Source organism: Occallatibacter sp. (genome assembly GCF_049802275.1).
GTDB lineage: Bacteria > Acidobacteriota > Terriglobia > Terriglobales > Acidobacteriaceae > Telmatobacter.
In genome coordinates this window covers 1-11,426 of sequence record NZ_JBARMD010000444.1, presented here as the reverse complement: position 1 = coordinate 11,426, position 11,426 = coordinate 1, and the positions used below count along the sequence as shown (strand labels likewise).

Here is an 11,426-nt window from a genome sequence, read left to right as displayed (position 1 = left end):
CCGCGCGGCCCCACTTTTCCAGACTCGAAAGTATCGTTTGTGTCCGATAACCAAACAGCACGTGCGCGCGCTCACACTGCAATTGTGCTAACGTGTGAGTGTCCATCGAGGACACCGAACCCCGCATGGATAGCGGGCTTCAGAGAATGCAAGGTGTCCACGCAGACACCACCGCGCCCCGCAAGCGCAACAAACAAAACATCCCCACGATTCTCTTGACAAAGTTGAAGTAGTTGAGCACTTAAGCCTGGTGTGCGCGCCCGCGTGGCCGCGCAGTGCGATTACGCTCAAACAGAATACGCAGCCCGTCGAGCGTAAGCAGTTCGTCGATCTCCGAGATGTAGTGCGAATCCGCTGAGACCATCCGCGCCAGTCCACCGGTTGCAATCACGCGCGGCTTCTGGCCGAGCTCGGCAAAGATGCGTTCCAGTATGCCGTCCACCAACCCGATGTAGCCGTAGTACAGGCCACTCTGCAAGTGCCCCACCGTATTGGTGCCGATAACCTTAGCAGGCCTCTTGATTTCCACCCGGCTCAGACGCGCGGCGCGCGAAAACAGTGCCTCGGCGCTCAGTCCCAGTCCCGGCGCAATCGCGCCTCCGAGGTATTCACCCTTGTCTGAGATAACCTCGAACTTCGTCGCCGTGCCAAAATCCACCACGATGCATGGACCGCCATAGCGCTCGATGGCAGCGATGCAATCGGCGAGGCGATCGGCACCAAGTTCGGTCGGATTGTCGACCAGCACCGGCATTCCCGTCTTGATACCGGGCTCAACGAAAAGCGGTTCGAGGTGAAAGTACGTCTCGCACACCTGCCGCAGCGTAGAGTCCAGCGGAGGAACAACGGAAGAGATGATGATGTGTGTAACCTGGCTCGGCGACAAGCCATGCATCTCAAACAGCTTCACAAAAAACACGCCGTATTCGTCCACGGTCTGCGTACGATGCGTGGTGAGGCGCCAATGTGCCGTCAGGTCGAAGCGGTCCTTGGCGGCAACAACTTTGCCCTTCGGCGGAAGCCCCGCCTCCGCGTCGAGTCGGTAAAGACCCAGTACCGTATTTGTGTTTCCAACGTCGACTGCCAGCAGCATCTTCTTCCTTATTCAACCTCGGCGGCGCGAATCCCGCCTGTTTGCACCGTCACAATTCCACGATGGGTGCGCACCAATAGAAAACCGTTCGCATCCAAACCGGCCGTGACGCCCACGCACGCTTGCGGTCCGTGAACCTCAACGCGGCGATTCCATATCCACGTAGACATCAGCGCAACACGCGCGGGAATAGCGGCAACAATGACGGAATCGTATAGTCCCCACACTTCTTGCTGCAGCGATTTTAGCAGGGCAATCAGTAACGCCTGGCGGCTAATGGTGCGGCCGGATTCGATGTCCAGCGAGGTTGCGGGAGTGGACAGGTTGGGATCGAAGCCTTGCTGGTGAACATTAATTCCGATTCCGATGACGGCGAAAGCGGCACCGTTTGCATCGGTCCTGGACTCGACCAGAATGCCGCCCATTTTACGATCGCCAAGGAGGAGATCATTTGGCCAGCGAATGTCGACATTCAATCCGGCCGCCGCGCCGATAGCCCCCGCAGCAGCGAGCCCCGCGGTGAGCGGAATCATCGGCAGGTACGCCGGAACAATGTCCGGACGCAAGAGGACACTTACGTAAAGGCCCTCTCCGGCAACCGACTGCCAGCTGTGATCGCCGCGCCCACGACCCGCCGTCTGCTCATCGGTAAAAAAGACGGACCCGTGAAGCGCCCCATCACGCGCTGCTGCAAGCGCATCAGCATTGGTTGATCCGGTTACGGAAGAGAAATGCAGCTTGCCTGCAAAGATACTTCCGGCAAGTTCTGCCTCCAGTGCGACAAGGTCGTACACGCCTACGCTGGCTCCGCAACAATGCTCATGGAAATGTCCGCGGCCTTCGCCGAGTGCGTCAGCGCCCCTACGCTGATGAAGTCCGGCCCCGCGTCGGCATAAGCGCGAATGTTGTCGAGCACAATGCCGCCCGACGCCTCAATCGGAATCCATCGCTCTTCCGTGTGGATGCGTTCCACCGCGGCCTTCACCTGCGCGGGCGACATGTTGTCGAGCAGGATGGCCTCGGCGCCGCATTCAATCGCCTCTTCCAGTTCCTTCTGCGTGCGCACTTCCACCTGCACGCGATTGCCCGGCTTGCGCTTCTCCAGAGCATTCGTCAGCGCCGTACGCAATCCGCCACCCAGCGAAATGTGGTTGTTCTTGATCAGAATGCCCGAGGAAAGATCGAGCCGGTGATTGGTGCCGCCGCCGCAAAGAACCGCGTATTTCTCCAGCGCGCGCAGCCCCGGTACAGTCTTGCGTGTGTCAAGCACACGCGCTTTTGTCCCCTGGATCGCGTCGACATATTGTCGCGTCAACGTGGCGATGCCGCTCAGGTGCTGCATCAGGTTCAGGATCACGCGCTCGCAACTCAGCAGCACGCGCGCGTTGTGGCGAATCACTGCCAGTACCTGTCCCTTGTGCACGCGCACGCCGTCAAATATCTCCGGATGGCTGACCACGTCGAATCGTGTATGTGCAGCCGGCCGCGGATCGAGCCGGGCAAAAATCTCAAGAAAGCGCGGCACCGCCCCCAGCCCCGCCACCACCATCTCCTGGCGCGCGATGATCGAACCCGAAGCGCGCAGGTTGGGATCGATGGTCACGTTGGTTGTGGCATCGCTGACGGCCTTGTCTTCCAGCAGGGCCTGCTCCAGCAATGCGTCTACGCGGTGGCTCTTCCAGTCCATTCGTTCTTCTTTCGATGTTCAAGACTGCGAATTTGACTTCATTTGTCGTAGAAAGTTATAAACAACTTTCTTCACCCTGTCATCCGGATCGTCCGTCAGCACGCGAAACCTGCTTCCATCCAGCCGATTGATGTGCAGCGCGTAGCGTTGCGCTTTTCCCGCGATGGTCTCGGCAATTCTTTGCCACGTCCCCGCCTTGTTCTGCGCCTGCAGGTCGACGAGGTTGATTTCGCCCATGTCCACATACCAGACCACCGAGAGGATTCCCGAGGCGTCGCGAATGTACATTTTGTGGTTGCCTAAAAGAATGTAGCGCGCAGCCCGCGCCTTTCCCCCCGACAAATCAATAAATCCAATCGGAATTTCCGTACTGTCCAGGTGGGCGGCCTCAACGGCTTTCCGAACGTAGTCAGGGAAATTCGGCGCGGCAAAACAACCCGGTGCGTCCCCGAAATGAATGGTGGGCCGAGGATTCGGTTGAATCGGCGTAACGAATTCAGCTTCGCGCTGCCTTTTTGCAGGACTCTCGAAGTGCTCGCACAAGGCGAGATAGGCTGCGTGAATGCGCTTGAATCGCTCTTCTGCCTCGAGGCGCTTGTGCTGATTGCCCTCAAAACGGTCGGGGTGCCATAGTTTCGCCGCCGCACGATACGCCTTATGGATTGCAGATTTCGACCGTGGCGTGTTCGCAATTCCCAGCGTTCTGGAATGCTCAAGGCAATCTCTGCATGCACACGCCATTCGCTAGCGTCGCTCACGCGGGCGGCAGCGCATTGAGCGCGGCCCGCGCCTTCTCGAGCAGAAGCCGGGTTTCGGATTCCTGCTTCTTCAGGCCCTCGACAATATGCGCTGGCGCCTTCGCCAAAAATCCATCATTGCCCAACTGACGCTCCGCTGATGCCAGACCTTTTTCGAGTTTTGCGATGTCTTTGGTCAAGCGCTCGCGCTCGGCGATGACATCGATGGTGCGCTCGTAGACGATTGCCACGTCGAATTGCGGCGTGGAATGTTTGGCGAGCCCTGGCGAGATATGGTCAACAAATCGCACCTCGCTCACGCGGGCCAAGCGCTCCACAATTGCGAGATTCTCGCCGATGGCAACCTTTAAATCCGCGTCAACGCGAACCTCAAGCGGCACGACGGCCTTCTCTTCGACGCCAATCTCCTTGCGCAGTCCGCGGACCTCGACGATAAGCTCCTGCAACAAGGCCATCTGCCCCAGAGCTGCAGAATCCGCCTCTGAATCCCTGGCCTGCGGGAACCCTGTCAGCGCGATTGACTTTGCGGGAGGGTTGCCATCGAATAGGGCGTGCCAGACTTCTTCGGTCAAGAACGGCATGAACGGTGACAGCAATCGAAGCGATGCCTCGAATACAGTCACAAGCGTTGTGAGCGATGCCTTCGTCCGGTCCTTCTCGGCGTTCTCGCCGAAATCGAGACTCAGCTTGACAATCTCGAGATACCAGTCGCAGAAACTTCCCCAGAAAAACTGGTAGATCGTATTCGCGGCATCGTCGAATCGATAGTTTTCAAGTGCCTGGTTGACCTTGCCTGCTGTCGTATTCAATTCGGCAACAATCCATCCCGATTCGAGCGGAGCGTCCGGCCCGGCGGTCGGCATCCCGCCCAACGCAGCCATGTCAACGCCAATCCCGACCTCGGCAGCCCGATCCACATTCATGAACAAGAATCGCGCCGCATTCCATATCTTGTTCGCGAACGCTCGATAGCCCTCGGTGCGCGCCACGTTGAACGCAATATCCGTTCCGGGCGAGGCCATCGACGCCAGCGTGAATCGCACCGCATCGGTCCCGTACTGCTTCACAATCTCAATCGGATCGACAACGTTGCCCTTGGTCTTCGACATCTTCTCGCGGTTCGCATCCCGCACCAGCGCGTGAATGTAGACCTCGCGATAAGGAACGGATTCCCCAAGAGGCCTCGGGCTGCCATCCGGCATCGGTACATCGGTAGAAAACCAGCAGCCCAGCATAATCATCCGGGCAACCCAGAAAAACAGAATGTCGAATCCCGTAACCAGCAGGCTCGTCGGATAAAAGGCATCGAAATCCGCACGATTCTCCGCCGTAATATTCGGCCACCCAAACACCGACACCGGTAGCAGCCCGGAAGAAAACCACGTATCCAGCACGTCCGTCGATTGCGTCAATTTCTCTGAACCGCAGTGCCCGCACTTCGTCGGATCCTCGCGACCCACGGCGATCTTGTGGCAGACCGAGCAATGCCACGCCGGGATGCGATGCCCCCACCAGAGCTGCCGCGAGATGCACCAGTCGTGGATGTTCTCCATCCAGTTCAGGTACGTCTTCCCGTACATCTCCGGTGTGAACTTGATGTGTCCTTCCTTCACCGCCGCAATCGCCTTGTCAGCAAGCGGCTGAATCTTGACGAACCACTGCAGCGACAGCCGCGGCTCCACCACCGTCTTGCAGCGGTCGCAATGCCCCACGTTGTTGACGTGGTCCTTGATCCCCGCCAGGAGGCTCATCTCTTCGAGATCCGCGACAATCTTCTTGCGCGCGACAAATCTGTCCAGCCCCGCGTACACGCCGCCTTCGGAATTGATGTGCGCGGTATCGTCCATCACGTTGATCGAAGGCAAATCGTGCCGCTGACCCAGCGCAAAATCGTTGGGATCGTGCGCCGGCGTCACCTTCACCGCGCCGGTGCCGAATTCCGGGCTCACCCATTCATCAAGCACCACCGGAATCTCGCGTCCCACCAGCGGCAGGCGCAGCTTTTTCCCATGCAGATGCTTGTAGCGCTCATCCGCCGGGTGCACAGCGACAGCCACGTCGCCCAGCATTGTTTCAGGCCGCGTCGTCGCCACCGTCAGAAATTCGCCCGTATCCTTGCCGTCGGCTCCAATGACCGGGTACTTGATCTCCCAAAGATGTCCCTTGTGCTCGTCGTAAACCACTTCCAGATCGCTGATAGCCGTCTGGCAGCGCGGGCACCAGTTCACGATGTAGGCGCCACGATAGATGAGCCCCTGCTCGTAAAGCCGTACAAACGCCTCACGCACAGCCACCGATAGCCGCTCGTCCATCGTGAAATACTCGCGGTCCCAATCGACGGATGCGCCCAGCCTCTTCATCTGCCCGAGAATCGCGCCGCCGTAGTGCCGCCGCCACTCCCAGACGCGCTCAACGAACTTTTCGCGGCCCATCTGCTGACGCGTCGTGCCCTCGGTCGTTATCTGCCGCTCGACAAGCATCTGCGTAGCAATGCCGGCATGGTCCGTGCCCGGGATCCAGAGCACGCGATCCCCGCGCATGCGGTGCCACCGAATGAGAATGTCGCTCTCGGTGTGCTCGAACATGTGCCCCATGTGCAGATTGCCTGTCACATTGGGCGGGGGCAGCAGAATCGTAAAAGAGGACTCGCCGTCCAGGCGATCCTCTGGATTCGGCGTCGGCTGGGCGAAGAGCTTCTCGCGCACCCAGTACTCCGCCCAGTGATCCTCAATGGCGGTCGGGTCGTATGCTTTAGGCAAATCGTGCGGCATGGGGGTCGTCAACGAGCCCCCGGGATTTTGCGCAGAAACCCAGATTTCACAAGGATTTCAGACAGGGGGACCACTCTTCACTCTAGCAGATTCAGCGCCCGCGCCCGCCGTCGTGACCGTCGCCTCCAGGCGCAAAAACAAAAGCCGCATCCGGTATGGATGCGGCCTTTGTGTCTCTGAAAATGCTTCTACCTAGAACGGATTCAGCTTGCCCAGGCCCTTCTTCTTTTTCTTCTTGCTTGAGGATTCCTCATCCAGATTGGCCTTCGGCTTCTTCTTCGCGGCGTCTGCGGCGGTCTGCTGCTGTGCCGTACCGGGCTTGATGTCATTCACCTGGTCGGGCGCTTCAGCCGGCTTATCCACCGGCGGCAGAGCTTCATTGGTTGGCCCCACCGGTTTCACCAGCGCATTGGGATCAGCAGCAGCACCTGTCGCAGGCGCCGCTTCAGTCCCAGACGGCGCAGATGCGTTTCCGTTGGGCGCATTCACAATCGTGACCCCAACTCCGCTTCCACCCGCCGGAGCCGCAAGCTCAGGTGCTGCCGAGGGCTGATCGCTGCGCGGCGGCTCATTGGGACCGGTTGGCGTAACCGGAGCCGCCGTTGCCGGTTTGCCCGCGTTGGCCGCCTCATTGAAGAGCGCGATGTTTTCTTTCGTGATGTCGGGTGCCAGCGTGCGCTTCGGATCGTCGAGCGAGGGCTCACCCACGTGTGCCGCCTCCACCACTGTGGGACCGCGCTTGATGATTCCAAGAATATTGTCTGTGAAGCGGATTGGCCGTTCGCTCTTCTGTTCTGCGTCGTTTTCTGCTACCGCCGCGTCGGTCGGTTCCGGCACGGGTTTGTTCATGGCCACCAGCCGGTCGCGTGCGTCCTCGACACGTGGCGCCATCGGGTACCGCGTGATCACCTTGGCATAGGCCGCCGCTGCTTTATCCTCGTAGAGCGTGTGCAGGCGCTCACGCACTGCCGGGTTTATACCGGGCGCGATCTGTACCATTCGCGCTTCACCCGCGTAAGCGTCGCCGATCGCCAGCAGCGCCTGGTCGCTTCTGGAGTAGAGGGGGTAGGTGTCCACCACTGTCTGCAGCCGCGCGATCGAGGCAGGGAAGTTCTCCTTGGCGCCGTAGTATAGACCGATCTGCGTTTCCCGCTCCGCCAGCACCTCCTGCACGTCGCGCAGTTTCTGCTTGGCACGCGGAATCAGCGGCGAGTCCGGGAACATGTTGATCATGGTCCGGTATTCCTTCTCCGCATCCTGCGCGTTGTTCCAATCCCGGTCGGGCTTTTCCATCTGCTGGTAGTAGATGTCGCCCACCTTCATCTGCGCTTCAGCGGCCTCAGGAGCGTTGGGGAAGAAGGTAATGAAATCCTTGTATTCGCTCTCGGCCTGCGTCAAAGCAGCCGTGCCACCCTCTTTAAACCAGCTGTCGCCTACCGCTAGCTTGGCGCGCATCCGGTATTCCGAATCGGGATAAGTATTGAGCATGGTTTGCAGGTCGAGCCGCGCCACATCGTACTTGCCCTTCTTCATCGCGACCATGGCCTTATCGAAGAGCTCCTTATCGGGCTGCTTCGAGTTCACGTTCGCCAGCGGATTAGCGCTTAAATCCTGGTTTTTCTTGTGTTTGGGATTCTTTTCTTTGGCCTGAGCCGTTACCCCAGACAGCACCAGCGACGCCAGCGCCAACACAGCAAAACTTCTCGACAACCGGTTCATACCACCTCAATGTGCAGCAGGGGGAAAACTGCCGCGGTTTCACGCATTGTCTGGAACTTACTCACCTGCGGCTTCGCGGGCCGCAGCCAGCAAAGCACGGGCATCCCGCTCGGCCTGCCCGGCGCCAAACACAGCATTGCCGGCCACCAATAGCTCCGCACCTGCTTTGACGACCCGGGCGACCGTGTCGTGAGCCACGCCGCCGTCAACTTCGATTTTAAATGCCAACCCCAGTTCCGTGCGCAATTGGGCCAGCCGCCGGATCTTATCCAGCGCGAAAGGTATAAAGCTCTGCCCCCCAAAACCCGGATTGACACTCATGATCAGTACGTGGTGCACCATGGGAAGAATGTCGCGGATCAGTTCCACCCGCGTCGCCGGATTCAGCACCACTCCAGGCTTCATTCCATGGTCGGCAATGTGCGTCAGAGAGCGGTGAAGGTGTCTACAGGCCTCATAGTGCACGCTTACCCAGTTCGCCCCCGCATCGGCAAAGGCAGGGATAAACTCGTCTGGATTCTCAATCATCAGGTGGCAATCCAACGGCAGCTTGGTCGCCTTGCGCAGGCTCGCCACCACCGGCGGTCCAATGGTGATATTGGGCACGAAATGCCCGTCCATGACGTCCACATGGATCACGGTGCCGCCACCCCGCTCCGCGGCGGCAACTTCCTCCGCGAGGTGCGCAAAATCCGCCGATAGTATTGATGGCAGAAGTTCAATCATAATTTTGATGGCAGACGTTCAATCATCTTGAGGCCGGAAGCAGTTGAATTATCTGCTCCTTTGATCCTTCCTTCGCGGTCAGTGTATCAGCCGAACATATGGATCGAACTTCGGTTTTGCCTCTTCTTCCGGTTGCTATCGAGTTCTTTCAGAAGGATGCGACTTCGAGCCCGCATCGCTGGCGTCCCTGACCGTTCAGCCATTCGCAACGAATCGACCACACCCGTGATCAGGGAAGGCTCCTTGCGCGCCAGATCAGCAAGCCCGTGCAACGCCGAAGTCTTTACGACCGAGGATTCGCCGTCGAGCCAGCCGGTGAGCGTAGCTGCCACCCTGAAGCACTCGGGTCCCTTCAGAGTCAGTCGCGGAATAGTAAGCGCCAGGTTCCAGCGCAGCTTCGCAGCACGTGCCTCCTCGAGCAGCCCGATCAATTCTCCGCTGAGCGCCTCCACAGCGCGCTGCAGCGCCGGCGAAGGCTCCCGCGTGATCCTCTCCAGCACATCTGCCGCACGGTTCGAAACGGCCACATTGTCGTCCCACAGAAGTTCCACGAGTCGTGGGATTTGCTTGGGACGGTCGCAGATCCACTCCGCAATCGCCGCCACTCCCGTACAGTCCATCTTGCGTTTGGTGACAGACAATTCCGCGCGAAGATCCAGCTTCGTAGTCATGCGGATTCGTTCTCGCCAATACCAATCATTTGGCTGCGCTCGTTTGCGAATGTGTCATTGCTTTAGCGGCTACACGACCAACTGCCCGCAGCAGCGCCTTGATCGGCCAGCGGCCTTCCTCGTCTGGAAAACAAACCTCACCCTCGCGCTTCACCTCCGGCCGGTAGTACCAGCGCTTCAGCAACGCCAGGTGCCCCTGCCGCACAACTGCGTTGGGCAACTCCGTCGGCTTCATCAACTCGTCGTGTACCGCCTCCATCCGCGCCTCCAGCATCGTCCGCGGAATCTTTTGCGCAACAGGTGTTTCTATACCCTGTTCCCTGTCGGGGCCCCCAACGAACGAAGTATGTTCGTTGGGGTGACTAATCCCTGATTGCTGCTCCTCCGGCACTGGTTCCAGTGCCATTGGCTGCGCAAACAACGAACTCGATCCTGATTGCTCGTTCTGTATTCGCATTCCCACCGTCGAGAACTCCACCGGCCCTCTGAGCCTTCCATTGGCGTACATGAAAACGGAGACCCCGGCTTCCTGCGCCAAGGGCGCGGTTGGCCCGACCGCACATGGCTGCAAGATCACCGCCCGCAGTTTGCTCATCGGCTGCACCAGTTCCGGCGCCAGCGCTCTCACAGCCTCAACCTTCTGCACCTGTGCATGCAACGTTGCCGCGTCTTCAAATGCCAGATTCGCCGAAGCCGCATCGCGCTCGCCACGCAACACAACTAGCTTGCTTTCACCCCGCGAAGCTAAAAATGCCTGCACCGCCGCGGCTTCTTCGGCATAGCGTTCATCCGTGCAGCCCTTGTAGCAGGGCGCAAGACACATCTTCATCTCCGAATACACGCATCCTGGATGGCTCGGGTCAGGATTCAAATCGTCGGTACATCGCCGCAGCAGAAACAACTTCAGCGCCTCTTCTCCAAATCGCTCCGCCGCCGTCCGCGAAGCAAATGGCCCATACGCCCAGTCCGCTTCGCGCTGGCTCGGCTTGTTCGTCACCACAATTCGCGGGTAAGGATTGCCGCCCAGAAACCGCACAAACGCCGGAGCCCGAAGGTGCATCCGTTCCAGAACCTTCGCGCCATACACCTCTTCGAGCAATGAAAACTGAATCAGCAGCGATTCAAAGTCCGACCCTGTTCGCCGAAACGCAATCCGCCGTACCCGCCCCGCCAACTGCAGTCTCCGAGGATGCTTCGCCGAGGGCTGCAGCAGCCGCTCCAGCCGTCCGCGCAAGTTAGGTGTGCGCCCAATGTAAGGCTCGTCCTTCGCCTCCGCCCCATAAAGCGCAAACACCGCCGGGCTCGCAGGCAACTGGCTCAGCGCCGCCTTAGCGTCAGCCGGATCGAAGGGAATCTGCTCCATCGAGTTTTCGTTCACAAGCATCAAAGTCTCGCTCTGCCCGGACCCGCTAACTCGCTATCGCGCGAAGCGCAGCTAACTTGCTAAGTGATCAACCAGCCAAATTTCGCACCCGGAATCGCTAACTCCGCTACCACGCGCAAACCGCGGCCGACTCCGCCAACACGCGCGCCAGCGTGGCTACCCCTTCACGCTCCCGCAATCGTCATCCCGTCAATCCGCAGCGTTGGCGACGCCACCGACCCTCGAAACACCAGGTCATTTCCAATCGCCGCAACATTCATCAGCATCTCTGCCAGGTGGCCGGCAATCGTGATCTCCTCGACCGCGTGCGTCAGTTGTCCGTTCTCGATCCACAATCCCGCCGCGCCGCGCGAGTAATCGCCAGTCACGATATTGGTGCCGAACCCCATCAGGCTGGTGACGTACAGCCCCGCCTTCACTCCAGAGATAATCTCCTCCGGACTCTGCGTTCCCGGTTCGAGGTACAAATTTCCGCAGCCGATTCCCGGCGCTCCCGCCAACCCCCGCGAAGCGTTATGCGTAGACTTCATCCCCAGCTTCCGCGCCGCATACGAGTTCAGCATGTAGTTCCGCAGCACACCGCCCTCAACGACAACAGTCCGCCGCGACGGTAGACC

At 59.4% G+C, this 11,426-nt stretch carries 10 protein-coding genes; all 10 read right to left on the bottom strand.

All coding sequences use genetic code 11. The features are described 5' to 3' along the window. Window positions 1–241: 241 nt before the first annotated feature. Complete coding sequence (locus WA354_RS15465) at window positions 242–1,093, bottom strand: type III pantothenate kinase (protein ID WP_472813918.1); 852 nt, start codon at window positions 1,091–1,093, stop codon at window positions 242–244. 8 nt (window positions 1,094–1,101) lie between these two features. After that, window positions 1,102–1,887 carry a biotin--[acetyl-CoA-carboxylase] ligase gene (locus WA354_RS15460; protein ID WP_472813917.1) on the bottom strand — a complete coding sequence of 262 codons (786 nt, stop codon included), beginning with the start codon at window positions 1,885–1,887 and terminating at the stop codon, window positions 1,102–1,104. Between the two features lie 2 nt (window positions 1,888–1,889). Further along, window positions 1,890–2,780 (bottom strand): carboxylating nicotinate-nucleotide diphosphorylase, encoded by an 891-nt coding sequence (gene nadC / locus WA354_RS15455; RefSeq protein ID WP_472813916.1) that lies wholly within the window; start codon window positions 2,778–2,780, stop codon window positions 1,890–1,892. An 18-nt stretch (window positions 2,781–2,798) separates the two neighbouring features. Continuing rightward, window positions 2,799–3,521 carry a J domain-containing protein gene (locus WA354_RS15450; RefSeq protein ID WP_472813915.1) on the bottom strand — a complete coding sequence of 241 codons (723 nt, stop codon included), beginning with the start codon at window positions 3,519–3,521 and terminating at the stop codon, window positions 2,799–2,801. A 13-nt stretch (window positions 3,522–3,534) separates the two neighbouring features. Further along, entirely contained in the window at window positions 3,535–6,309 is a 2,775-nt protein-coding gene (locus WA354_RS15445; RefSeq protein ID WP_472813914.1) for a valine--tRNA ligase, read from the bottom strand. Window positions 6,310–6,501: 192 nt separating this feature from the next. Next, on the bottom strand, window positions 6,502–8,028 hold the full coding sequence (gene bamD / locus WA354_RS15440; RefSeq protein ID WP_472813913.1) for an outer membrane protein assembly factor BamD: 1,527 nt from the start codon (window positions 8,026–8,028) through the stop codon (window positions 6,502–6,504). A gap of 57 nt (window positions 8,029–8,085) precedes the next feature. Further along, entirely contained in the window at window positions 8,086–8,754 is a 669-nt protein-coding gene (rpe, locus tag WA354_RS15435) for a ribulose-phosphate 3-epimerase (protein ID WP_472813912.1), read from the bottom strand. 86 nt (window positions 8,755–8,840) lie between these two features. Next, window positions 8,841–9,425: a hypothetical protein gene (locus WA354_RS15430; protein ID WP_472813911.1), complete on the bottom strand. Its 585-nt coding sequence runs from the start codon at window positions 9,423–9,425 to the stop codon at window positions 8,841–8,843. Between the two features lie 25 nt (window positions 9,426–9,450). Further along, complete coding sequence (locus WA354_RS15425) at window positions 9,451–10,809, bottom strand: excinuclease ABC subunit C (protein ID WP_472813910.1); 1,359 nt, start codon at window positions 10,807–10,809, stop codon at window positions 9,451–9,453. Window positions 10,810–10,973: 164 nt separating this feature from the next. Continuing rightward, a partial coding sequence (locus tag WA354_RS15420) for a metallopeptidase TldD-related protein (protein WP_472813909.1) occupies window positions 10,974–11,426 on the bottom strand: 453 nt, incomplete at its 5' end.

Excerpts from the sequence above, each read along its gene's own strand:
- WA354_RS15430 (WP_472813911.1), bottom strand. The coding sequence starts at position 9,425 with ATGACTACGAAGCTGGATCTTCGCGCGGAATTGTCTGTCACCAAACGC.
- nadC (WP_472813916.1), bottom strand. The coding sequence starts at position 2,780 with ATGGACTGGAAGAGCCACCGCGTAGACGCATTGCTGGAGCAGGCCCTG.
- WA354_RS15450 (WP_472813915.1), bottom strand. The coding sequence starts at position 3,521 with ATGGCGTGTGCATGCAGAGATTGCCTTGAGCATTCCAGAACGCTGGGA.
- WA354_RS15425 (WP_472813910.1), bottom strand. The coding sequence starts at position 10,809 with ATGCTTGTGAACGAAAACTCGATGGAGCAGATTCCCTTCGATCCGGCT.
- WA354_RS15465 (WP_472813918.1), bottom strand. The coding sequence starts at position 1,093 with ATGCTGCTGGCAGTCGACGTTGGAAACACAAATACGGTACTGGGTCTT.
- WA354_RS15445 (WP_472813914.1), bottom strand. The coding sequence starts at position 6,309 with ATGCCGCACGATTTGCCTAAAGCATACGACCCGACCGCCATTGAGGAT.
- bamD (WP_472813913.1), bottom strand. The coding sequence starts at position 8,028 with ATGAACCGGTTGTCGAGAAGTTTTGCTGTGTTGGCGCTGGCGTCGCTG.
- rpe (WP_472813912.1), bottom strand. The coding sequence starts at position 8,754 with ATGATTGAACTTCTGCCATCAATACTATCGGCGGATTTTGCGCACCTC.